Below are 24,043 nucleotides of genomic sequence, written 5' to 3' on the forward strand. Positions count from 1 at the left end.
GAAGATACTTAGTGAAGAAATATTTTATTACAATCATGATTTTGCTTTTTGGTACGCTAATTCTTGCTGCATGCCAAAATAGCGATGAGGCAGATAATTACGAGCCTCCTAAAGTAGATTTGAAAGATCAAATACCAATTATTTTAATTCATGGGAGCGGCGGTAATGCAAGTTCTCTTGATAAAATGGCAGACCAACTAATGAACGAATATAGAAGTTCTAATGAAGCATTGACTATGACTGTTAATTCAGAAGGAAAAATCAAGTTCGAAGGTAAGCTTACAAAAGATGCCAAACGCCCAATTATAAAATTCGGCTTCGAGCAAAATCAAGCAACCCCTGACGATTGGTCCAAATGGTTAAAAATCGCGATGGAAGATTTAAAATCACGATATGGCTTTACACAAATGGACGGTGTAGGGCATTCCAATGGAGGTTTAGCACTAACTTATTACGCGGAAGATTACGCGGGAGATAAAACCGTACCTACTTTGCGTAAGTTAGTAGCAATTGGTTCACCATTTAATGACTTAGACCCAAACGATAACGGAATGGATCTATCATTTAAAAAATTGCCAAATAGTACTCCTCAAATGGATTATTTTATTAAAAATCAAACAGAGGTAAGTCCTGATTTAGAAGTACTTGCAATTGCAGGTGAATTAAGCGAAGATAACCCAACAGACGGGATTGTCCCAACGATTAGTTCACTCGCAACCAGGCTCTTTATGCCAGGAAGTGCCAAAGCTTATATAGAAGATATTCAAGTTGGAGAAGACGCGGTTCACCAAACATTACACGAAACACCTAAGAGCATCGAGAAAACATATTGGTTTTTAGAAAAATTCAAAACAGATGAAACAGTTATCCAATTAGATTACAAATAGGAGGTATAGCAGTTGATACACATAGAAGCGAAAATCCAAGTGAAACCAGACTTTATAGAATCATTTTTAAAAGAAGTGGAGCTAGTCATCCAAAATTCGCTCTCAGAAGCCGGAAACCATGGCTATGAATTAGTTCGTTCTGTGAAAAACGCATCTACCTTCTATCTCTTAGAAAAATGGGCAGATGAAGCTGCTATTCAATTCCATAATTCAACAGAGCACTATAAACGATTTAAACGGGAAATTCCTGCATTTTTAGCATTCCCGACCGAAGTGGATGTACTCACTAAAATTTAAAAATGATTTTATCAAAAAAGATGGGCTCTATTTTCATAGAGGCCATCTTTTTTTGTAAGCGAAGCATTTTACAAGAATTAGAATCTTTCCAGGGGCACGAACACATTTGGTGCCAAACTAGTTTTCCCGACAATTCCCTACAGAGACTAATTTAACTAGTAAAAGAGAAAGAAAGCCGCATATGAACATCATGCTTCATACGCGGCTTTCAATTTTTATTTATGAGACATTTTTTTGAAAAAGCCAAACGTTCCAGCGATTAGTAATAACCCTATTAATAAATAAAGGATATTTTCTTGGTCGCCTGTTTTTGGTAATTCTTTACTTTGTTTTGTTTTCTTAACAGGGTCATTAGCTGGTTTTATCGTAGCAGTAATGTTTGTGTTCTCAGTTGCCGGTAAGATGTCATCCATTAGATCGTCTTGATGTGCTGGATCTGCTGGTTGAATCGGATTTACTGGGTTTACTGGGTTTACTGGGTTTACTGGGTTTACTGGGTTTACTGGGTTTACTGGGTTTACTGGGTTTACTGGGTTTACTGGGTTTATCGGATTTACCGGGTTTACTGGATTTACCGGGTCTACCGGAACTACTGGATTTTGGGTAAAGCGCGCATATAAGGCTAAATCATTAGCAGGCATTTTGTTTGTAGCAAAATCCCATTTATTACCACCTGTTTCGGCATCATACCAACCATCAAATGTATAACCAGCTTTTGTAAGTGCTGGCGGTTCTTGTAGTAATCCTTGGTAGTCAACTGTTTGTGTTGTAACTTCTTCACCATTAAGTGTGGCAGTATATGATTTAACGGTAAAACGGGCATATAGCGTAACGTCTTTTGCTGGCATTTTATTTGCTGCAAAGTCCCATTTGTTTCCACCTGTTTCCGCATCATACCAACCATCAAATGTGTGGCCTTCTTTTGTTGGCGCTGTCGGTTCTGTAAGCAGACTGTCGTAATCAACGGCTTGTGTCGTTGTTGTTCCGTCTTTATCAAATGTTGCTGTATAAGCATTTGTGCTAAAACGGGCATATAATGTAACGTTTTTCGCTGGCATTTTTTTCGCTGCGAAATTCCATTTGTTTCCGCCTGTTTCGGCATCATACCAACCATCAAATGTGTAGCCGTCTTTAGTCGGTGCTGTTGGTTCCGTAATCAGACTGTCGTAATCAACGGCTTGTGTCGTTGTTGTTCCGTCTTTATCAAATGTTGCTGTATAAGCATTTGTACTAAAACGGGCATATAATGTGATGTTTTTCGCTGGCATTTTTTTCGCAGCGAAATCCCATTTATTTCCACCTGTTTCGGCATCATACCAACCATCAAATGTGTAGCCGTCTTTTGTTGGGGCTGTTGGTTCTGTAATTAGACTGTCGTAATCAACAGCTTGTGTCGTTGTTGTTCCATCTTTATCAAATGTTGCTGTATAAGCATTTGCACTAAAACGGGCATATAATGTGACGTTTTTCGCTGGCATTTTTTTCGCTGTGAAATCCCATTTGTTTCCACCTGTTTCGGCATCATACCAACCAGTAAATATATAACCGGCTTTTGTTGGCTCTGTCGGCGCTTGAATCAGGCTATCATAATTGACTGTTTGTGTCGTTGTCGTTCCGTCTTTGTCAAATGTTGCTGTATATGATTTGACTGTAAAACGAGCGTACAGCGTGACATTCTTGGCAGGCATTTTTTTGGTTGCAAAATTCCATTTGTTTCCGCCTGTCTCGGCATCATACCAACCATCAAATGTGTAACCCTCTTTTGTTGGCTCTGTCGGTTCTGTCAGAAGACTATCATAATTAGCTGTTTGTGTCGTTGTCGTTCCGTCTTTATCAAATGTCGCTGTATAGGATTTGACTGTGAAACGAGCGTACAGTGTGATGTTCTTGGCAGGCATTTTGTCAGTTGCAAAATCCCATTTGTTTCCGCCCGTCTCCGCATCATACCAACCATCAAATGTGTAACCCTCTTTTGTTGGCGCTGTTGGTTCTGTCAAAAGACTATCATAATTAGCTGTTTGTGTCGTTGTTGTTCCTTCTTTGTCAAATGTTGTTGTATAAGATTTAGCGCTATAACGAGCATATAGTGTGATGTTGTTCCCCGGCATTTTGTTCGTCGCGAAATTCCATTTGTTTCCGCCTGTTTGTGCGTCGTACCAACCTTCAAACGTATAACCATCTTTTGTCGGTTCAGTTGGTTCTGTTAGCGCTTCTTGATAATCGACTGTTTGCGTTGTCGTTGTTCCATCATTATTAAAAGTCGCAGTGTAATTATTCATTGTAAAACGGGCATATAAAGTTACTGGATTTGCAGGCATCTTATCTTGAGCAAAATTCCACTTTTTACCGCCTGTTTCTGCGTCATACCAACCATCAAATGTGTAACCAGCTTTCGTTGGCGTTGTTGGTTCTTCTGCAAGACCATCATAGTCCACTGTTTCTGTCGTTGTTACCCCGCCATTATCAAAGGTCATAGGATATGTTTTAGAAGCAAATTGAGCATATAATGTGATGTTTTTCCCCGGCATTAAATCGTTAGCAAAATCCCATTTTTTACCGCCTGTTTCTGCATCATACCACCCAATAAATGTATAACCATCTTTTACTGGTTTTGTAGGTTCATTAATTTTCTTTTGATAAACAACTGGTTGGGTAGCTGTTCTTTCTTCAGAGATTAATGTAGCTGTGTAGGTCTCTATTGTAAAGTATGCGTATAAAGTTACATCATGAGCCGGCATTTTATTATCCTGAAAATACCATCTTATTCCGTAACCATTTGGTTCTTCATACCATCCCCAAAACTTATACCCTTCAATAACTGGATTTGCTGGGGCAGATTTAATTACTTCGTCTGCTTCATATTCTCCCATTAAATTATCACGTTTAGGGGTTGATAATATCAATTTGTATTTTGTCGTCTCTGTTTCTGCCGCATTTACGTTGTTTCCATTATTTTCTGAAGCCCATATAGCAAATGGGTCTGCGCTTAATTGTAAAAGGATTACTCCTACTGCAATTAGTAAACATATTTTTCTTTTCATATGATCCTCCTCATCTAGGTTGCAAAATTAGATTTATAATTAATTTTATTTCATTGTTCATAATTAAATAGCACCTGTATTTTCGTTAAAGGCGTCCAATTATTTATTCACTTTAAGATTATATCTTGAAGAACGTTGTTAAAGAATACTAAAAACAGACTTATCGCTATGTTTTTTGTGACGGTTCAGTGACGAAATAAGCTATTTTTAAGCAAATAGTGCAAAATCGGTTATTTTCGTGTACTATTTCAAGACTTTTTGCTAGTACTCTTACATTTTATAGCCTGTTTCTAAGCTAGGATTTCTATAAATAACTAAAAAAATTTGGCCCCCACAAGAGGACCAAATTTTTATTCTGCTTTTAAATAGCCATCTTCAATTCGAATGACACGATCGACTAAATCTAACACTCGTTCGTCATGTGTAACCATGATGGCAGCTTTATTTTTCTGTTTTACTTCATCTGCAATCATTTGAACTACCTTGTGCCCGCGATTTGCATCTAAACTAGCTGTTGGTTCGTCTGCTAAAATAATATCGGGGTCGTTCATCAGCGCTCTAGCAATAGCAACACGTTGTTTTTCGCCGCCGGATAAGCTTTCTGGATAATTGTTTTGGCGCGCGGTTAAGCCTAATTCTTGAAGCAATTTATCTGCTCTTTCTTTCGCAGCGCTACCTTTTTCACCGGATAATTCCGCAATGACGAGTAGTTGGTCGCGAACATTTAGGTAAGGAATTAAGTTGGCACCTTGGAAAATAAAGCCAACTTTGTCGAGTCGCACCTTCGTTAATGCTTTTTCAGACATGTTATTTAATGTCGTTCCACCAATGGCAATTTCGCCTTCTGTTGGAGATAATAAAGCGCCTGCGATTGATAAAAATGTACTTTTCCCCGCACCAGATGGGCCGACGATTGCAACAAATTCTCCTTGCGCTACTTCTAAAGAAACACTTTTCAATACTTCGATGACTTGCTCGCCATCTTGATAATTTTTAGAAATATTTTTCATCATTAAAGTCATTAGTTTGCCCTCCCAATTGCTTCTAACGCGTCCACTTTGGCTACACGATAGAGTGATAACATTGATCCGATGACTGCTACAACTAGGAATAATGCGGAACAACCGATTGCAAGTATTGGACTAAGTGTAAACGGCATGCTAGCTGGCAAAATTGCCGCCAGTCCAAATGTTAGGCCATTTCCAATCAATAAGCTGACGACAGATAAGAAAACAACTTGGGTAACGATGCTCCGACCTAAATAAGCTGTTCGTGCGCCAACTGCTTTTAAAATACCAAATTGATTGATTTTTTGAATCGTAATAACGTAAAAGAAAGCAGCTAGAACAAATGCGGCGATGACGAATAAAAAGGCAATCATCATCAGTAGCGAACCTTGTTCTTCTGAATAACCCGGAATGCCTTGAAGTACTTCTTTACTTGAAGACAATTCCATCGAGCCGATTGATAGATTTTTAGCAGTATCCCGAGAGACATTTAGTGCTACAGCGTTATATTCTCCTTCTGCGGCTTGGTTCGTTTGATGAACTAATTTCCAAGCGTGCCAATCAACGAAAATAACCGGGGAATGGCTAAATGTGTTATTTTTGGTGAAAGCAGTAATAGTGAACGTTTCTCCTGTTGCGCTATCTTTGAGTTTGCTGCCTAATTTATAACCAGACTCTTTTAAAGAAATATCAGCTACTACTTCTTTTGTTTTCTCTGGCTCTGTTCCTTCTGAGATGGTCGGTTTCATAAAGCCCGTTTTATCTATACCGAAAAAAGTAATGTCTGTTTTTTTGTCTTTATTGGGTGGTGTGATTGTTCCCATCTGTACACCTAAGTTGGTGCTTTCTGATTTTTTAAGTTGCTTTGCTACGCTTTCTGTTTCAGCTGCGGTTAAATTGGACCTCGTTAAGCGATTATCTGAGTCTTTTTGCAGTACATAATAGGTTGCTTTATTTGATGAAATCGCCGCTCCATTATCATTTGCAAGTCCATTCGCTAGTCCTGTAACAAACAAAACGAGCCAAGCAATTAATACCATAATTAATCCGATTAAAATATAGCGTAGTTTTGAGTGTTTTAATTCTCTTAATGCCAAAAACATTCCGTTCAACTCCTTCTAAGATCATATACTTAGTTTAAAGAAGTTTTGTAAACGGAATGTGAATCGGATTTTACAAATTTAGTTTTTAGGTAGTCTAACAATAAATGTGGTGCCTTTTTCAGTATTACTTTCAACACTGATTTCACCATGATGTAACGTAATTATTTTTTTGCAAATGGATAAGCCTAAGCCGCTTGAACCTTCTTCTCGCGTGCGACTTTGACTTGCTTTATAAAAACGGTCGAAAATCTTCGCCATATCTTCTTTGCTGATGCCAGCGCCACTATTCCAGACTTCAACAAAAACATTGGTCGTTTCTTCATAAAGGCGTACCTGAATATCCCCGCTCTCTGGTGTATATTTAATTGCATTGTTTAATAAATTAGACCAGACTTGATAAAGTAATTCGGCATCTCCAGAATAGTTTATATCAGCTAACTCTAGATTTATTGTTAGTTCTTTCTCTCGCCAACTCCATTCAGTCATTTGGATTAGTTGGCGCCACTGTTCTGCTAATTGCACTGGTTCTTTTTTCCGTAACTCAGATTCTTGGTCAAGTGAAGCAAGTGTAAGTAACTGTTTCGTTAAAGAAGAAAGGCGTGTCGTCTCCTCTGATAAAACAGTTAAATATTCTTTTTGTTCTTTTTCGGTTAGTGTTCCTGAACCTAAAAGTCTGGCGAAACCTTGCATCGATGTAAGTGGTGATTGTAGTTCATGAGAAACATTTGCGACAAATTCCTGACGGGCTGCTTCAGATTTTTCGAGTTCGCTCGCCATTTTGGCAAACGAGTCCGCCAGCTGACCAATCTCGTCTTTACGCCGGACTTCGAGCGCCACATCGTAATTTCCTCTCCGGATTTTTTTCGTAGCATTCGTAAGCTTCACAACTGGTTTCACTATGTATCTGCCACTAATAAGCACAAATAAGATACTAATAATAGATGTGAAAACAAGTATCATCGCGAAAAAGATTCTAAGTTCACCGAATTGCTGTTCCGGATCTTGACGTATAAAAAGCGCCAGTTGCTCCCCGTCCGCCTTAACTGGAACACCAATTGTATTCCTAACATCATTATCAAAAAATCCTGTGATAAAAATGCCCGTATCAAACGTATCAATCCCGTGATAAGTCTCGCCCGCTAACACTTGTTGAACTGTTTTGTTAGGTAAATCTTTTTTTCGAAACGCACCACCGAAATAACTCGATTGATCTTTGCCATCCGTCAGATACAGTTCATAGCCAAGTTCACCTACATTTTCCAAGTACTCTTTTAGAGAAATCGATGCATTCGACTGATAAAATTGTTGGACTTCCTCAGCTATCTTAGCCGTTTTTTCATCATTAAAAGGTTTTAATTTTATCTGGTAATAAATGTTCGCAAAGAAAAAACCGAGCAGGCTACTGGAAAGAATGACAACTAGCATCGTCACAACTATTCGACTATATAATGACTTCATGTTGTTTCCTCCAATTTATAGCCAACACCGCGAACCGTGACAATCCGAATCCCGTCCTTTTCCTCATCAAAATGGTCGCGCAAACGTTTAATATGTACATCTACTGTTCGGTCACTGCCGTCGTAATCGCGTTGCCAAATCCGTTCAATTAATTCTTCCCGAGTAAAAATCCGACCGGGATAGCTCGCTAATTGATATAACAGTTCAAATTCTTTTACAGGAATCATCCGTTCTTGGTTGCCAATTTTTATGCCGTAACTTTTTTGGTCGATGGTGATATTTCCGATAGTGATTTTTGCTTCACTAGCCTGATTGGAACGTCTAAGTAAAGCCCGTATTCGAAAAATCAATTCCTCGGGTTCAAAGGGTTTAGTGACATAGTCATCCGTTCCCACTTCAAAACCGCGCGATTTATCTGCAAGTGCATCTTTGGCTGTCAGCATAATAACGGGAATATCAGGATAGCTTATGCGCAATTTTTTGCATAGTTCAAAGCCATCCATGTTAGGCATCATCACATCAATCACCGCCAAATGAACTTGCTCCGTTTCCACTATCTTTTCTCCTTCTACGCCATCACTAGCTTCTAACACATGAAAACCTTCTGCCCGGAGATAGTGCCCTACAAGTTTAAGAATGTGCCGGTCATCATCTACTACTAAAATTTGTTTCATTTTCTCTATTCACCTTACCGTCCTATTTTACTGCATCATATCAAACTTAAGTGATTCGTTCAAATCCAGAATAGACATTTAACCTGTCCCCGCGGATGAAGCCAACTGTCGTAATGTTCAATTCTTCAGCCATATTGATCGCCAGTTCGGTAGGTGCAGAGCGAGATAAAATTATTCCGCATCCTAATTTAGCTGTCTTAACGAGGATTTCTGAGGAGATTCGCCCGCTAAAAATAATCGCTTTATCATCTGTAGCTGTTCCGTCTTTTAAAGCGCGACCATATATTTTATCAAGTGCATTATGGCGTCCGATGTCCATCCGACTATAAATAATTTCCGCCGAACTGCATAGCGCCGCATTATGAACCCCGCCGGTTTGATGAAACGTTGCGGAATTTTGCTCAAATTTTTCCATTAAGCGGAAAATCCTGTCTGTTGTGAGTTTCAGATTTGAATTTTGCTTCACGTTGACGAGTGAGGCATCTGACTGAAAGTAGAAATTTTCTCGCGACTTGCCGCAACATGAGGTAATATAACGTTTGCCGCGGTATTTGGCATTGAATTTGTTCACAAAGTTGGCGCTAACTTTGGCATGACCAGTCGCTTCAATAATATCCACAGAATCAATGTCGCCCGGCCCACGAACAATGCCTTCCGAAGTTAAAAACCCTACGACTAAATCTTCTAAATGCTCGGGCGTGCAAACGATGGTCACGAGTTCTTGGTCGTTAACGTAGATAGTCAGCGGATACTCGGTCGCAACACTTGATTCGATTTCTTGAAAAGTGCCAGCTTCAAAACGGCGGACCTTTTGACGCGATACAATATCCATCAAAAACCACTCCTCTCTAAGCCGAAACAGCGATACTAGGAAGTCTCGCTGTTTCAAATGATTATTTTAATGTTTTCCCTACTTCTTTCAAAAAAGTCATGCCGTAACGGAGCGCGCGGTTAATATCTGGGTCTTTCAGCGCCTTCATAATCGCTAACATACCCATGATTTCGTCGTTTTTTGCACTTTCTTCAGCTTTTTTCGCTGCATCCTTTAAATTTGAAATCATTTCCTCGGTTTGCTCTGGTTTTGTATCGGTTAGCAGTTTACTTGAAATCATCATATTATTTATCGCATTTGTCATTGGTTCTTTACGCCATTCATTTAAAAATGTTTTCGTAATATCCCCCCGTGCCTTAATCGCGCTATTTAAAGCTTCTAGCGCTCCAGATTCTTGCAATAATTTTACCGTTTCTACTATTTCGATAAAACCAGAATCTTCTTCAGCAATGTCCGTTTTCATTTGCGCTAAACGTTCTTGCTCCTGTTCTTCTGGGGTCTTTTTTGTATCACGAATCGTTGAAATTGGTTCTGCCATCAATGATTCCTCCCTTTCCCCCCACATCCGCAGTTTCCACCACAGGCGCAGTTCACTTTAGAAATCGGTTGATAATCTTCTCTCGACCACTTACGCTCCACCTCGGCCCCGTTTTGCGGGAATCTTTTACGGTTCCGCGGATTGTGATCTGGAAGTGGATTTTTCCCAGTTTTTTCAAGTACAGTTAGATTTACTTTGGTTTGTTTGTATGCTGGTGTTTTTGTCCGAACGTCCCCAGCACTTGAAGTTAAAAGGTTTACCGCTGTTTCGCTACTCACTGAATGCATCGGTACATAGACTTCATTGCCTTTCATCCGCTCAGTAACAACCGCCCGAAGCTTGATGCGACCATACGGCGAACTTAAACGAACGAGCGAACCACTTTCAATATCGCGTTCTTTAGCTAATTCATGCGAAACCTCCACAAACACTTCCGGTAATTTATAATCCAAGCCTTTTGATTTATCCGTCAAATTACCCTCATGGAATTGTTCCAATAAACGGCCATTATTAAGCGTTAAATTAAATTCTTCCGGGAAAGTAATCGGCGCAATATATGGCAATGTCGAGAACTGTGCTTTGCCATCAGGGAAATTAAATCGTTCTTCATAAAGTAGCGGCATATCCTTCCCGTCCGCACTAACTGGCCACACAAGGCTATTAAATCCTTGCATCCGATCATAACGAACACCTGCAAAAAATGGTGCTAAACTTGCAATTTCGTCCATAATTTCACTCGGGTGGTCATAATTCCAATCTGTTCTTCCACATGCTCTTGCCACTTCTTGAATAATCCACCAATCTGGTTTAGAATCTCCAAGCGGCTCTAAAACTTCATAAAGTCGTTGTACACGGCGCTCTGTATTGGTAAATGTTCCTTCTTTTTCAAGTGATGGAGCAGCTGGGAAAACAACATCGGCAAATTGAGCCGTTTTTGATAGAAATACATCTTGAACAACAAAGAAATCAAGGCTCGAAAGGATTTCTTGCACGTGATTAGAGTTAGAGTCAACCCAAGCCATTTCCTCACCAATGACATACATAGAATGAAGTGTGCCTGCTTCAATTGCATCAAGCATCTCGTTATTTTTCAATCCTGGTTCTGGTGAAATTGACACCCCATAAGCTTCTTCAAAACGAGCGCGAACTTCATCATTTCCAAGTGGCTGAATTCCTGGTAAAACATTTGGTAATGAGCCCATATCACAAGCGCCTTGAACATTATTATGACCTCTAAGCGGATAAGCGCCCGCCCCGTGTCTTCCGAAGTTTCCAGTTACAAGAAGCAAGTTAGCAATAGCTGATGATGTATGCGATCCCGCAATGTTTTGCGTAACTCCCATTCCCCAACAAACCGCTGTCCCATCTGCTTCATGAATCATTTCCGCCACTAATTTAAGTGTTTCAACCGGTAATCCCGTTTCTTTTTCCGCGTATTCTAATGTAAATGGTTCTAAAAACTCTAGATAATCTGCCACATTACTAATTCGATTTTCCATAAAGACCCGATCATGCCAATTTTGGTCAATAATATATTTAGCGACAGCTGTTAACCAAACAAAGTCAGTTCCTTGTTTTGGATGGATAAATAAATCTGAGCGCTCCGCCATTTCGTGTTTCCGCAAATCTGAAACAATCAGTTTTTGACCGCGTGTTTTTTGTGCTCGTTTAATTCTGCTGGCAAGTACCGGATGGCCATCTGCTGGAGATGCGCCAACAATAATCACGAGTCCCGCACTTTCAATATCTTCTACAGTCCCTGAATCCGCGCCAATACCAACTGTACGAGTAAGCCCATCCGAAGCAGGCGCCTGACAATAACGCGAACAATTATCAATATTATTCGTTTCGAACACTTGGCGCGCTAGTTTTTGCATCAAATAATTTTCTTCGTTAGTCGTTTTAGAAGAGCTAATAAAACCAATCGAATCATTTCCATATTTAGCTTGAATTTCGCGTAGTTTGGTTGCAACTAGATGAATAGCATCTTCCCAACTCGCTGGCACAAATTCATTTCCTTCGCGAATCAGTGGTGTCGTAATCCGTTTTTCACTATTAACAAAATCCCAACCAAATTTCCCTTTCACACACGTAGCAAATTTGTTCACAGGACCTTCCCCAGTTGGCTCGACTTTCAATATTTTGCGGTCTTTCGTCCATACTTCAAACGTACAACCAACCCCGCAAAATGTACAAACTGTTTTTGTTTTTTTCGTTCGCGTTTCCCGCATCGCCGCTTCCATTTCCGACACTGCAAAAACGGTTTGATAATTTGGCTCGACTTTTTTCACCATATCAATCATTGGTTCTAACATGTCTTCATCAAGTCCCGTCATAAAGCCAGCTTGACCAAGCATTGATTTTTCCATTAAAGCGTTACAAGGGCATACTGTCGCACAAAGTCCGCACGAAACACAAGATGATAAATTCGCTGGACGATCATCATCCCAAATAACCCTCGGCTGACTTCTTTCCCAATCAATCGAAAGCGTCTCATTCACTTGAACTTGTTGACAAGCCTCCACACAGCGCCCGCAAAGAATACATTGATCCGGATCATAGCGATAAAATGGATGCGAAAAATCATTTAAGTAGCCCTTTTCCCGGTATGGGCGGTCTTGTTTTTCCACGCCAAGCAGTTCTGTTGTATTATGTACTTTGCAATTGCCATTATTATTATCACAAACCGTACAATATAGTAAATGATTTTCCAAAATCCGGTCCATTGCTTCTAACTGAGCATCTTTAGCTAGTTCTGAATTTGTTTTAATTTCCATCCCATCTGTAAGATTCGTGCTGCACGCCCGCATAAGCTCCCCGTCAACCTCACACATACACGTGTCACAAGATTGAATAGGACCGATTTGCTCACTATAACAAATATGCGGATGCTGTATTCCTTCTGCATTTAAATAGTCCAGTATTCGCGTTCCTTCCACCACATCCCGCGCCTCACCATTAATTCGCACTGATACTTTTGCGCCCATCACATTACCTCCTAAATAGAGAAAGCGTTTACAATTTTCGCTTATATTATAACAGTTCTTACTTAAAAATCACAGTAAAAAGACAGTTGATAATCGTTCTCAAATAGCACTACTATGCGATTTCTCTCACAAATCATGCTATATTCATTGACACTTATCCAACTTTTCTGTATTCTTTATAACAAAGCTATGATGAGAAAAGTACGACATCTGTTTTTTCAAAAAGAGAGTTCCCACTGCTGAAAAGGAACAAAAAACAATGTCCGAAAATGGCCTCTGAGCTTTGTCGCTGAAAATAAGTAAGCCACAACGGATTTGGCGTCCGTTATCAAACGCCCTAAGTATTTTACATAAATGCTTATTTGAGGTTTTCAGTGTAAGCTGAAAATAAATTAAGGTGGTACCGCGTGAAATTTTTCTCGCCCTTATTCCAAGAGTTTTTTGGACGAGGGCGAGTTTTTATTTTGCCCTAAATTGCCCGAAATGGAGGAGTTTAAATTGACAAAACAGCTACTTGTTTTACAATCTGATTTTGGTATTAGTGATGGTGCAGTTAGTGCTATGTATGGTGTGATTAATAGTGTTAGTAGTGATTTACAAATATACGATTTAACGCATCAAATTCCTCAATTTAATATTTGGGAAGCTTCTTATCGTCTTTTACAAACTGTTCCTTACTGGCCTGAAGCTACGATTTTTGTATCTATTGTCGACCCAGGTGTTGGTTCGAAACGTCGTAGTGTAGTTGTTTTAACAGAGGATGGTCATTATATTATTACACCAGATAACGGAACTTTAACACATATTGCCCATTATGGAACGATTAAAGCGGTTCGTCTGATTGATGAAGAGAAAAATCGCCTTCCAAGGTCAGGTGCTTCTCATACATTCCACGGTAGAGATATTTTTGCCTATACTGCGGCGAGACTTGCTGCTGGTGTGATTAGTTTTGAAGATATTGGTCCTGAAGCCACACCTGAGTCCATTGTTTCGTTAAGCCTAAGTGACTCTTATTTAGAAGATGAACAGGCTTATGGAACAATTGATATAATCGACCGCCCATTTGGCAACCTTTGGACAAATATTCGCCGGACTGATTTCCTGAAACTAGGCGCAAAATACGGCGATTCCATCGAAGTTCTAATCAAACACCACGACCGCGTAGTTTATAAAAATTTCGTTACCTACAGCCGCTCATTCGCAGACTTACGCATTGGTGAAGCACTCATCTATGTAAACTCACTTGATAATCTTGGGCTCGGCATCAATCAAGGTTCTTTCGTAGACGCATATTCGGTAGGAACAGGCACCAGCTGGAAAGTTTCTCTTAAAAAAATATAAAAAACAGGGTCATTTATCCAAATCGGATGTTTGACCCTGTTTTGATATTATTTGGTGTATTCTTTGACGATTGGCTCTTGTTTTTTATTTTTAAGGAATAAACTTAAGATCATCCCTAAAGCCGCAAAGATTGCTGCAACCATAAACGCCGCGCGCATTCCGTCCAGACTAGCATCTTGTGCTTTTTGAGCAAAACTAGCTGGATCAGTCGCCATAAGCGCTTTACCCGGCATATTATCTTTCGTCACATTCGTTAGCACAGTGATCAGTACCGCAGTCCCAATCGAACCAGCAATTTGACGAATTGTATTATTTACCGCTGAACCATGGTTAATTAAGTGGTTAGGAAGTGCATTCATCCCAGCAGTCGAAACTGGCATCATCGCCATCGAAATCCCGAAGAATCTCACGGCATAAAACACAACAATATACCAAAGCGGCGTATCCATTGTTAAAAACATAAATGGTATCGTACCGATAGTCAAAATTGTAACCCCGGTAATCGTTAACCATTTCGCTCCAATTTTATCAAAAATAATCCCTGTAATTGGACTCATTATACCCATAATAATCGCACCTGGAAGTAATAGTAGCCCAGATTGAAGCGCAGACTCCCCGCGAATCGTTTGAATATAAAGTGGTAATACAATCTCCGCACCAATCATTGCCATCGTTACAATTGAACCAAGAATAACAGACAATGAAAATACTGGATATTTAAACACATGCAGTTCAAGCATTGGATTTTCAATAACAAGTTGGCGCCATACAAATAACGCAATAACAACGACACCAATGATTAATGTCGTAATAACAGTCGCGTCTCCCCAACCATCATTACCAGCTGAACTAAATCCGTAAAGTAACGCCCCAAAACCAATTGAAGACATCACGATGGAAAGAAAATCAATTTTTGTATCAGTTAACTTCACTACTTTTTTCATTCCAAAAAAGGCTAAAATAATATCAATAACCGCAATTGGAATTAAAATAATAAATAATACTCTCCAATCATATGAATCCACAATCCAACCTGATAATGTTGGACCAATCGCTGGAGCAAACGCAATAACGAGTCCCATCAGCCCCATCGCTGCCCCACGTTTTTCACGAGGGAAAATCAGCAAGAATATCGTTTGAAGTAAAGGCATCATAATACCCGCACCAGCCGCTTGAACAATACGACCAGTAAGTAAAATCGGGAATGAACCCGCCACAGACGAAATAATTGTACCAATTGTAAATACAGTCATCGCCGTAATAAATAACGTTTTTGAACTAATTTTTTCAATTAAAAGTGCTGTAATCGGAATCATAATCCCATTTGTCAGCAAGAAAGCTGTTGTTAACCATTGCCCTGTTGCTGCTGTAATATGCAAATCATCCATAATCATTGGAAGCGCCGTTGCTAGTAACGTCTGATTTAAAATCGCTACAAATGCCCCAATAATCATTGTTACTACTAATAAACTTCTACTATAAGATTTCCCATTAACATCAACGGGCCGTTCTACTGCTGTACTATTCAAAATTAATACCCCTTCCCATGTGGAAATTTCCAGATGAATAATAGAAGTATAATAAAAAAAGACCAACAAGTCAATAAAAAGTGACTAGTTAGTCTAAAATTTATAAAAGCCCGTTCACGCACGCTTCTAATTTATTCACTTCTTTGGTTAAAGTAGCCGGTACATGCTGTTTAAGATATAAAAGCGTGCCTTGAACCATGAAATCTCTCGGCGCTTCATTATTATTAATCTCGCCAACAAGTGCATTCATCGATTCTTTATACTGCCACTTATCCGAATCAGCAATATCCGCATTCTCAATTCCTACATTAAGCTCCTCAAGCGCTTCTCGTAACTTAGCAAGACGCTTCTTCCTGATCATCGTTTGATCTGGCACCAAGTTCTCTGTATCAGCCTCAGTAAAAATAATTTCTCCGCTTTCCAATATATCTTTAACAAGCGCATCTAGCCTTCTCACAACATACGGAATGGCTCTTTCAATTAAACCAGAGTCAACATTTTTACTACCGCTCGCAAAGACATACATCGCCGCCATCCCACTCAAGAGCATCGTAATATCGTTAATATAAGGCTCCGTTTCCTTTCCATAAACCTCTAAAAGCTGATTTTTAACCCATTCCATATTCTTAAGCCGAACATTCTGCAAGAACGCATTAAAGTCATCATCAATCATCGTCTGCGAAAAAGTAATATTCAATATCTCCCCATTTTCCGTATAAAAATGAATAATAATTTTCAAGCATTCCGTAAAATTATCTTTCTTCGTCCCATCTAGCGCCATCGTATATTCCAAACGCTGATGCAATACAGAATACTCCTGCTTAAAGATGACAATGGCCAGCTCCTCTTTCGAAGTAAAATAATTATAGAAAGTCCCCTTAGAAATCCCAGCCGCATCCACCATATCTTGTACAGAAGTCTTCAAGTACCCTTGCTTTTGAAACACCTCTTTAGCTGACTTAATAATCCGCTGCTTCTTCTCCTTCAAAAAAACACCCCATCCGTCCTTGTATTTATACCCCTAGTATAATCTATTTATACGACCTATTCAAGATATGTAATAAAGCCTCCATAAAAATAGACCCCAGTTTTATTCCCAGGGTCATAAGATACATATTTTTTTAGTTATAATCACTTAGAACTTCCTTATATATATCCTTATACGTATCTTTCATATCTATCGCTTCTTCCTTGTTTTCCTCATTTTCAAGGAACAGCTCACTTTCACTCAACTCAGCAACAGGATATTTACTTAACATAGCATTTGTAAGTACATAATTATCTCCAGATGTACTTTTCCTTATAAATAGCGTATATTCTTCGTCTTCTTTCATATTTTTATACCCATCAATCGTTAAATCGTATTCTTGTCCATCGATTTTAACATTTTCAACACTATCTTCTAATACCTTAATCGTTTTATTTTCTTCTAAGGTCTTCGTTTCATCTTTTTCTATATTATTTATAACTACTTCACTCATAGTATAAAATTCTGTAGGCACATTGCTATTTTTTGATTCTTTTGTAATAGATTTTTTTTCAGAGTGTTTCGTTACAGTAACAATAATAGGAGAACTTTCTTCTAGTTCTTCAATATTTTCTGCAAGATCCAGATACTTTCCATCACAAGAAACTATACTACTTTTTTGTTCAACTTTTTCGATTTCTTTTCCTACTATTTGTTTTTCATTTATATTTTTATTATTAGTACAACCCGTCAATCCAACTATGCTCACTAATCCTATGATAACGATAATACTTTTCTTCATTTTTCAATCCTCCTTTTTATTTATATATTGCTTTAATACCGTTTAAATCATCCCTTTGTGGTTTTATTTTCTTTGTAAAACCAACATCTAGCATGATTGCATTCTTCGTTTTCACATGTCCTAAACCAAGCCCATGGCCAAATTCGTGAGCTATAGTCTCAGTCTTATCACCTACAGATAAAGACCTAAAAGCTTTAAAAGTAGTTATTTCATTTTTCGCTACTAATTTAGACCCTTTATATGCCCAAGTTTCACAGACAGCAATAGTTGCCCCTCTGTCCTGAGTTGAACTACTAATTATAAAGTGAGGTTTTGCATCTCGTCCCTTACTTACCGTATTTAAATATGGAGAAGCATTCCAAGATTTTGCTCCATTAATAATTATATTTTTATAACCCATCGCCGACCCATTAATATAAAATTTAAAATTCTTAGCATTTGATTTACTTAAAGAATAACCTAATTTAGTATAGGCATTTGCATTCGTTGGCATTAGAATCGTTGTCAATAGTACAATAAAAAGCAAAATTGTTACCGCAGTTTTTTTTCTCATGATGTTATCTCCTTTTTAAAATTTTCTTACACATATATAAGGTATCATAATAATGCGATGTATGAACGAAAACGAAAGAAAAGGGCTGTTTCTTGTAACGGACTACTAAAAAATAAAGAAAATTTTGTTTTATTTCCACACAAATTGACTTTTATAATTGTTTCATTGTTAAAATCCTACACGTATTAGCTTGTTATTCATATTTTATACAATCAATCTTTTAATTATGTCTAAAAATACACATTTTTCTCAATATAATAATAATAAATCCAATAAAATTTGCTACTTATTTAATTATTTAACATTTTTCATAAAAACACATTGAATAATAATGCATATGTATACTCTGATAAGGTGTTTATCATTTTTAGACAAATAAAAAAAGCCTCGCATACTAGCGAAACATTCTAAATACAAGCATATTATATTAAGCCACTTGTCGGATTTGAACCGACGACCCCTTCCTTACCATGGAAGTGCTCTACCAACTGAGCTAAAGCGGCAGCAAAGCCTTTCAAATAAAAAAATGGCTCCACAGGCAGGACTCGAACCTGCGACCGATCGGTTAACAGCCGATTGCTCTACCAACTGAGCTACTGTGGAATAATAAATTGCCCGGCAGCGACCTACTCTCGCAGGGGGAAGCCCCCAACTACCATTGGCGCAGAGAAGCTTAACTACCGTGTTCGGGATGGGAACGGGTGTGACCTTCTCGCCATAACTACCAGACAATATGAAGTTGTTGAAAGATTGCTCTCTCAAAACTAGAGAAGAAAGGGTTCAGTTAGGTAACTTTGTTTCATTTTTTGGTTAAGTCCTCGATCGATTAGTATTTGTCCGCTCCATGTATCGCTACACTTCCACTCCAAACCTATCTACCTGATCATCTTTCAGGGATCTTACTTTCCGAAGAAATGGGAAATCTCATCTTGAGGGGGGCTTCACGCTTAGATGCTTTCAGCGTTTATCCCTGCCACACATAGCTACCCAGCGATGCTCCTGGCGGAACAACTGGTACACCAGCGGTGTGTCCATCCCGGTCCTCTCGTACTAAGGACAGCTCCTCTCAAATTTCCTGCGCCCGCGACGGATAGGGACCGAACTGTCTCACGACGTTCTGAACCCAGCTCGCGTGCCGCTTTAATGGGCGAACAGCCCAACCCTTGGGACCGACTACAGCCCCAGGATGCGACGAGCCGACATCGAGGTGCCAAACCTCCCCGTCGATGTGGACTCTTGGGGGAGATAAGCCTGTTATCCCCGGGGTAGCTTTTATCCGTTGAGCGATGGCCCTTCCATGCGGAACCACCGGATCACTAAGCCCGACTTTCGTCCCTGCTCGACTTGTCAGTCTCGCAGTCAAGCTCCCTTGTGCCTTTACACTCTGCGAATGATTTCCATCCATTCTGAGGGAACCTTTGGGCGCCTCCGTTACTCTTTAGGAGGCGACCGCCCCAGTCAAACTGCCCACCTGACACTGTCTCCCCACGCGCTTAGCGTGGCGGGTTAGAATGGTCATACAGCCAGGGTAGTATCCCACCATTGCCTCCTCGTATGCTAGCGCACACGTCTCTTCGGCTCCTACCTATCCTGTACAAGCGGTACAAACATTCCATATCAGGTTGCAGTAAAGCTCCACGGGGTCTTTCCGTCCTGTCGCGGGTAACCTGCATCTTCACAGGTACTATAATTTCACCGAGTCTCTCGTTGAGACAGTGCCCAGATCGTTGCGCCTTTCGTGCGGGTCGGAACTTACCCGACAAGGAATTTCGCTACCTTAGGACCGTTATAGTTACGGCCGCCGTTTACTGGGGCTTCAATTCGTACCTTCGCCGAAGCTAAGCACTCCTCTTAACCTTCCAGCACCGGGCAGGCGTCAGCCCCTATACGTCACCTTACGGTTTTGCAGAGACCTGTGTTTTTGCTAAACAGTCGCCTGGGCCTATTCACTGCGGCTCTCTCGGGCTTGCACCCTAATAGAGCACCCCTTCTCCCGAAGTTACGGGGTCATTTTGCCGAGTTCCTTAACGAGAGTTCTCTCGCTCACCTTAGGATTCTCTCCTCATCTACCTGTGTCGGTTTGCGGTACGGGCAGTACTACTCTTCCTAGAGGCTTTTCTTGACAGCGTGAAATCAGGAACTTCCGTACTTAATTTCCTTCCCCATCACAGCTCATGCTTCGCAAGAAGCGGATTTGCCTACTTCTCACACTCACTGCTTGGACGCACATTTCCATTCGTGCGATTCCCTATCCTTCTGTGTCACCCCATCGGTTAAACAATTAGCACTGGTACAGGAATCTCTACCTGTTGTCCATCGCCTACGCCTATCGGCCTCGGCTTAGGTCCCGACTAACCCTGAGCGGACGAGCCTTCCTCAGGAAACCTTAGATATTCGGTGGAAGGGATTCTCACCCTTCTTTCGCTACTCATACCGGCATTCTCACTTCTAAGCGCTCCACCAGTCCTTCCGGTCTGACTTCACCGCCCTTAGAACGCTCTCCTACCACGAACCTCCGAAGAGGTTCATCCACAGTTTCGGTAATATGTTTAGCCCCGGTACATTTTCGGCGCGGGGTCACTCGACCAGTGAGCTATTACGCACTCTTTCAATGGTGGCTGCTTCTAAGCCAACATCCTGGTTGTCTAAGCAACCCCACATCCTTTTCCACTTAACATATATTTGGGGACCTTAACTGGTGGTCTGGGCTGTTTCCCTTTCGACTACGGATCTTATCACTCGCAGTCTGACTCCCGAGTATAAGTACATGGCATTCGGAGTTTATCTGAATTCGGTAACCCGAGAAGGGCCCCTAGTCCAAACAGTGCTCTACCTCCATGACTCTTTACCTCGAGGCTAGCCCTAAAGCTATTTCGGAGAGAACCAGCTATCTCCAAGTTCGATTGGAATTTCTCCGCTACCCACACCTCATCCCCGCACTTTTCAACGTGCGTGGGTTCGGACCTCCAGTAAGTATTACCTTACCTTCATCCTGGACATGGGTAGATCACCTGGTTTCGGGTCTACGACCTGTTACTTATGCGCCCTATTCAGACTCGCTTTCGCTACGGCTCCGCTTTTCCCGCTTAACCTTGCAACAAATCGTAACTCGCCGGTTCATTCTACAAAAGGCACGCTATCACCCATTAACGGGCTCTAACTACTTGTAGGCACACGGTTTCAGGAACTGTTTCACTCCCCTTCCGGGGTGCTTTTCACCTTTCCCTCACGGTACTGGTTCACTATCGGTCACTAGGGAGTATTTAGCCTTGGGAGATGGTCCTCCCGGATTCCGACGGAATTTCACGTGTTCCGCCGTACTCAGGATCCACTCTGGAGGGAAAGCCATTTCAACTACCGGGCTGTTACCGTCTTTGGCGGGCCTTTCCAGACCGCTTCATTTATAACTTTCTTTTGTAACTCCGTATAGAGTGTCCTACAACCCCAAGAAGCAAGCTTCTTGGTTTGGGCTCTTTCCGTTTCGCTCGCCGCTACTCAGGAAATCGATTTTTCTTTCTCTTCCTCCAGGTACTTAGATGTTTCAGTTCCCTGGGTCTGCCTTCCTCACGCTATGTATTCACGTAAGGATACTATCCGACTAAAGATAGTGGGTTCCCCCATTCGGAAATCTCTGGATCAACGCTTACGTACAGCTCCCCAAAGCATATCGGTGTTAGTCCCGTCCTTCTTCGGCTCCTAGTGCCAAGGCATCCACCGTGCGCCCTTTCTAACTTAACCAATTTACTTCTACGAAGTAAAGGTTGTTTTTCTGATGTTCCGTATCAGCGATGATACTTCCTATCAGATGAAAGATTCACTTTCAGATGATTCTCGGTTACTTGTGTCATAAATAATAAATTATCTATGCTAACTTTACTAACTTTCTTATCTAGTTTTCAAAGAACAATTTTGGTGGAGCCTAGCGGGATCGAACCGCTGACCTCCTGCGTGCAAAGCAGGCGCTCTCCCAGCTGAGCTAAGGCCCCTAAAAGGAATTAAATTGAATGTTTTCTTCGTGTCAGAAAGAAAAAGTGGGCCTAAATGGACTCGAACCATCGACCTCACGCTTATCAGGCGTGCGCTCTAACCAGCTGAGCTATAGGCCCGTCAAAAATGTAGTGGCGCTATGCTCCAAGCATGTTGCCTTGCGTACTTTATCTGACATACAAGAGAGTGACCTCTCAAAACTGAACAAATAGAGAAGAACGAAAACTCACAGGTTTCCTTTTCCTTAGAAAGGAGGTGATCCAGCCGCACCTTCCGATACGGCTACCTTGTTACGACTTCACCCCAATTATCTGTCCCACCTTCGGCGGCTGGCTCCATAAAGGTTACCCTACCGACTTCGGGTGTTACAAACTCTCGTGGTGTGACGGGCGGTGTGTACAAGGCCCGGGAACGTATTCACCGTGGCATGCTGATCCACGATTACTAGCGATTCCGGCTTCATGTAGGCGAGTTGCAGCCTACAATCCGAACTGAGAATGGTTTTATGGGATTGGCTCCACCTCGCGGCTTCGCGACCCTTTGTACCATCCATTGTAGCACGTGTGTAGCCCAGGTCATAAGGGGCATGATGATTTGACGTCATCCCCACCTTCCTCCGGCTTGCACCGGCAGTCACTTTAGAGTGCCCAACTAAATGCTGGCAACTAAAATCAAGGGTTGCGCTCGTTGCGGGACTTAACCCAACATCTCACGACACGAGCTGACGACAACCATGCACCACCTGTCACTTTGTCCCCGAAGGGAAAGCTCTGTCTCCAGAGTGGTCAAAGGATGTCAAGACCTGGTAAGGTTCTTCGCGTTGCTTCGAATTAAACCACATGCTCCACCGCTTGTGCGGGCCCCCGTCAATTCCTTTGAGTTTCAACCTTGCGGTCGTACTCCCCAGGCGGAGTGCTTAATGCGTTAGCTGCAGCACTAAGGGGCGGAAACCCCCTAACACTTAGCACTCATCGTTTACGGCGTGGACTACCAGGGTATCTAATCCTGTTTGCTCCCCACGCTTTCGCGCCTCAGCGTCAGTTACAGACCAGAGAGTCGCCTTCGCCACTGGTGTTCCTCCACATATCTACGCATTTCACCGCTACACGTGGAATTCCACTCTCCTCTTCTGCACTCCAGTCTTCCAGTTTCCAATGACCCTCCCCGGTTAAGCCGGGGGCTTTCACATCAGACTTAAAAGACCGCCTGCGCGCGCTTTACGCCCAATAAATCCGGACAACGCTTGCCACCTACGTATTACCGCGGCTGCTGGCACGTAGTTAGCCGTGGCTTTCTGGTTAGATACCGTCAAGGGACAAGCAGTTACTCTTATCCTTGTTCTTCTCTAACAACAGTACTTTACGATCCGAAAACCTTCTTCATACACGCGGCGTTGCTCCGTCAGACTTTCGTCCATTGCGGAAGATTCCCTACTGCTGCCTCCCGTAGGAGTCTGGGCCGTGTCTCAGTCCCAGTGTGGCCGATCACCCTCTCAGGTCGGCTATGCATCGTTGCCTTGGTAGGCCATTACCCTACCAACTAGCTAATGCACCGCGGGCCCATCTGTAAGCGATAGCCGAAACCATCTTTCAAGAGCGTGGCATGCGCCACACTCTATCATTCGGTATTAGCCCCGGTTTCCCGGAGTTATCCCCAACTTACAGGCAGGTTGCCCACGTGTTACTCACCCGTCCGCCACTAACTTTGGAAGAGCAAGCTCTTCCTCCGTTCGTTCGACTTGCATGTATTAGGCACGCCGCCAGCGTTCGTCCTGAGCCAGGATCAAACTCTCTTTAAAATATAAATTGAATTTGAATACTTATTCAACACCGTGAATAAGATTCCTTGCGTCAAATTGACTTCGCTAGCAATTAAATTACTAGTTTGTTTTTGTTGAAAACAGCTTTCTGTTTTCTGCCCTGCGATTACCAGTGAGACTTTACGTCTCATTGCTTTTCGTCTTCTTTTTTGTTCAGTTTTCAAAGGTCAGTTTCTTTTGCTGCTAAAGCGTTTGTCCGTATCAGCAACGTTTATAAATAT

15 protein-coding genes, 4 tRNA genes, 3 rRNA genes, 3 pseudogenes and 1 other annotated feature are annotated in these 24,043 nt (G+C 41.3%); of the genes and pseudogenes, 3 read left to right on the plus strand and 22 right to left on the minus strand.

The features are described from left to right. The first annotated feature begins 11 nt into the window (after positions 1–11). Both PQQ29_RS13045 and PQQ29_RS13050 read left to right on the plus strand, forming a co-directional pair. The gene (locus PQQ29_RS13045; RefSeq protein WP_010991350.1) at positions 12–887 is read left to right on the plus strand and encodes an alpha/beta hydrolase; all 876 of its coding nucleotides are present in this window, start codon (positions 12–14) and stop codon (positions 885–887) included. Between the two features lie 12 nt (positions 888–899). Beyond that, complete coding sequence (locus tag PQQ29_RS13050) at positions 900–1,184, plus strand: putative quinol monooxygenase (protein WP_010991351.1); 285 nt, start codon at positions 900–902, stop codon at positions 1,182–1,184. A 215-nt stretch (positions 1,185–1,399) separates the two neighbouring features. Here PQQ29_RS13050 and PQQ29_RS14530 read toward each other — a convergent pair whose 3' ends face one another. From PQQ29_RS14530 to fdhF, 11 genes and pseudogenes are all read right to left on the minus strand, one after another. Further along, positions 1,400–2,032: an InlB B-repeat-containing protein gene (locus tag PQQ29_RS14530; RefSeq protein ID WP_444849646.1), complete on the minus strand. Its 633-nt coding sequence runs from the start codon at positions 2,030–2,032 to the stop codon at positions 1,400–1,402. A 15-nt stretch (positions 2,033–2,047) separates the two neighbouring features. Then, positions 2,048–2,602: pseudogene (locus tag PQQ29_RS14535) on the minus strand (InlB B-repeat-containing protein); the annotation flags it as partial. A gap of 27 nt (positions 2,603–2,629) precedes the next feature. Next, a pseudogene (locus tag PQQ29_RS14510) lies at positions 2,630–3,655 on the minus strand (InlB B-repeat-containing protein); the annotation flags it as partial. A 69-nt stretch (positions 3,656–3,724) separates the two neighbouring features. Further along, positions 3,725–4,225, minus strand: a pseudogene (locus PQQ29_RS14515) (InlB B-repeat-containing protein); the annotation flags it as partial. Positions 4,226–4,575: 350 nt separating this feature from the next. Beyond that, complete coding sequence (locus PQQ29_RS13060; protein WP_010991353.1) at positions 4,576–5,247, minus strand: ABC transporter ATP-binding protein; 672 nt, start codon at positions 5,245–5,247, stop codon at positions 4,576–4,578. Continuing rightward, positions 5,247–6,335 (minus strand): ABC transporter permease, encoded by a 1,089-nt coding sequence (locus PQQ29_RS13065; protein ID WP_185325234.1) that lies wholly within the window; start codon positions 6,333–6,335, stop codon positions 5,247–5,249. The genes PQQ29_RS13060 and PQQ29_RS13065 overlap by 1 nt, the downstream gene beginning before the upstream one ends. A gap of 78 nt (positions 6,336–6,413) precedes the next feature. Continuing rightward, positions 6,414–7,793 carry a sensor histidine kinase gene (locus PQQ29_RS13070; RefSeq protein ID WP_185325235.1) on the minus strand — a complete coding sequence of 460 codons (1,380 nt, stop codon included), beginning with the start codon at positions 7,791–7,793 and terminating at the stop codon, positions 6,414–6,416. Next, a complete protein-coding gene (locus PQQ29_RS13075; protein WP_003768425.1) occupies positions 7,790–8,467 on the minus strand; it encodes a response regulator transcription factor in 678 nt (225 codons plus the stop codon). Before PQQ29_RS13075 ends, PQQ29_RS13070 begins: the two co-directional genes overlap by 4 nt. A 46-nt stretch (positions 8,468–8,513) precedes the next feature. Next, positions 8,514–9,299 carry a formate dehydrogenase accessory sulfurtransferase FdhD gene (gene fdhD, locus PQQ29_RS13080; RefSeq protein WP_010991356.1) on the minus strand — a complete coding sequence of 262 codons (786 nt, stop codon included), beginning with the start codon at positions 9,297–9,299 and terminating at the stop codon, positions 8,514–8,516. 61 nt (positions 9,300–9,360) lie between these two features. Then, the gene (locus tag PQQ29_RS13085; RefSeq protein WP_187983851.1) at positions 9,361–9,837 is read right to left on the minus strand and encodes a helical membrane plugin domain-containing protein; all 477 of its coding nucleotides are present in this window, start codon (positions 9,835–9,837) and stop codon (positions 9,361–9,363) included. Next, a complete protein-coding gene (fdhF, locus tag PQQ29_RS13090; protein WP_187983850.1) occupies positions 9,837–12,824 on the minus strand; it encodes a formate dehydrogenase subunit alpha in 2,988 nt (995 codons plus the stop codon). The genes PQQ29_RS13085 and fdhF overlap by 1 nt, the downstream gene beginning before the upstream one ends. A gap of 180 nt (positions 12,825–13,004) precedes the next feature. After that, positions 13,005–13,254 (plus strand) — a binding site (T-box leader). 68 nt (positions 13,255–13,322) lie between these two features. Here fdhF and PQQ29_RS13095 point away from each other — a divergent pair. Beyond that, the gene (locus PQQ29_RS13095; protein WP_187983849.1) at positions 13,323–14,165 is read left to right on the plus strand and encodes an SAM hydrolase/SAM-dependent halogenase family protein; all 843 of its coding nucleotides are present in this window, start codon (positions 13,323–13,325) and stop codon (positions 14,163–14,165) included. A gap of 47 nt (positions 14,166–14,212) precedes the next feature. Here PQQ29_RS13095 and mdrT read toward each other — a convergent pair whose 3' ends face one another. The 11 genes from mdrT to PQQ29_RS13150 all read right to left on the minus strand — a co-directional run bounded on the left by mdrT (position 14,213) and on the right by PQQ29_RS13150 (position 23,801). After that, a complete protein-coding gene (gene mdrT / locus PQQ29_RS13100) occupies positions 14,213–15,694 on the minus strand; it encodes a cholic acid efflux MFS transporter MdrT (RefSeq protein ID WP_010991359.1) in 1,482 nt (493 codons plus the stop codon). Between the two features lie 100 nt (positions 15,695–15,794). Next, positions 15,795–16,682 carry a bile-regulated transcriptional regulator BrtA gene (gene brtA / locus PQQ29_RS13105; protein WP_003769200.1) on the minus strand — a complete coding sequence of 296 codons (888 nt, stop codon included), beginning with the start codon at positions 16,680–16,682 and terminating at the stop codon, positions 15,795–15,797. A 133-nt stretch (positions 16,683–16,815) separates the two neighbouring features. Continuing rightward, a complete protein-coding gene (locus PQQ29_RS13110; protein WP_187983848.1) occupies positions 16,816–17,463 on the minus strand; it encodes a hypothetical protein in 648 nt (215 codons plus the stop codon). A gap of 16 nt (positions 17,464–17,479) precedes the next feature. Then, a complete protein-coding gene (locus PQQ29_RS13115) occupies positions 17,480–18,016 on the minus strand; it encodes a matrixin family metalloprotease (RefSeq protein WP_185539337.1) in 537 nt (178 codons plus the stop codon). A gap of 430 nt (positions 18,017–18,446) precedes the next feature. Further along, positions 18,447–18,519: transfer RNA gene (locus PQQ29_RS13120), tRNA-Thr, on the minus strand. 24 nt (positions 18,520–18,543) lie between these two features. Continuing rightward, positions 18,544–18,619: transfer RNA gene (locus tag PQQ29_RS13125), tRNA-Asn, on the minus strand. 10 nt (positions 18,620–18,629) lie between these two features. Then, positions 18,630–18,745: ribosomal RNA gene (rrf, locus tag PQQ29_RS13130) — 5S ribosomal RNA — on the minus strand. Between the two features lie 77 nt (positions 18,746–18,822). Beyond that, a 23S ribosomal RNA gene (locus tag PQQ29_RS13135) occupies positions 18,823–21,754 on the minus strand. 172 nt (positions 21,755–21,926) lie between these two features. After that, a tRNA-Ala gene (locus PQQ29_RS13140) sits at positions 21,927–22,002 on the minus strand. A gap of 46 nt (positions 22,003–22,048) precedes the next feature. Continuing rightward, a tRNA-Ile gene (locus PQQ29_RS13145) sits at positions 22,049–22,122 on the minus strand. A gap of 129 nt (positions 22,123–22,251) precedes the next feature. Beyond that, positions 22,252–23,801, minus strand: a 16S ribosomal RNA gene (locus tag PQQ29_RS13150). Together the 16S, 23S and 5S rRNA genes with 4 tRNA genes alongside form the textbook arrangement of a ribosomal RNA operon. Positions 23,802–24,043: the final 242 nt, after the last annotated feature.

This window comes from Listeria innocua (assembly GCF_028596125.1).
Lineage (GTDB): Bacteria > Bacillota > Bacilli > Lactobacillales > Listeriaceae > Listeria > Listeria innocua.

Excerpts from the sequence above, each read along its gene's own strand:
- PQQ29_RS13075 (WP_003768425.1), bottom strand. The coding sequence starts at position 8,467 with ATGAAACAAATTTTAGTAGTAGATGATGACCGGCACATTCTTAAACTT.
- PQQ29_RS13110 (WP_187983848.1), bottom strand. The coding sequence starts at position 17,463 with ATGAAGAAAAGTATTATCGTTATCATAGGATTAGTGAGCATAGTTGGA.
- fdhD (WP_010991356.1), bottom strand. The coding sequence starts at position 9,299 with ATGGATATTGTATCGCGTCAAAAGGTCCGCCGTTTTGAAGCTGGCACT.
- PQQ29_RS14530 (WP_444849646.1), bottom strand. The coding sequence starts at position 2,032 with ATGCCAGCAAAAGACGTTACGCTATATGCCCGTTTTACCGTTAAATCA.
- fdhF (WP_187983850.1), bottom strand. The coding sequence starts at position 12,824 with ATGGGCGCAAAAGTATCAGTGCGAATTAATGGTGAGGCGCGGGATGTG.
- PQQ29_RS13065 (WP_185325234.1), bottom strand. The coding sequence starts at position 6,335 with ATGTTTTTGGCATTAAGAGAATTAAAACACTCAAAACTACGCTATATT.
- PQQ29_RS13115 (WP_185539337.1), bottom strand. The coding sequence starts at position 18,016 with ATGAGAAAAAAAACTGCGGTAACAATTTTGCTTTTTATTGTACTATTG.
- PQQ29_RS13070 (WP_185325235.1), bottom strand. The coding sequence starts at position 7,793 with ATGAAGTCATTATATAGTCGAATAGTTGTGACGATGCTAGTTGTCATT.
- PQQ29_RS13085 (WP_187983851.1), bottom strand. The coding sequence starts at position 9,837 with ATGGCAGAACCAATTTCAACGATTCGTGATACAAAAAAGACCCCAGAA.
- PQQ29_RS13060 (WP_010991353.1), bottom strand. The coding sequence starts at position 5,247 with ATGACTTTAATGATGAAAAATATTTCTAAAAATTATCAAGATGGCGAG.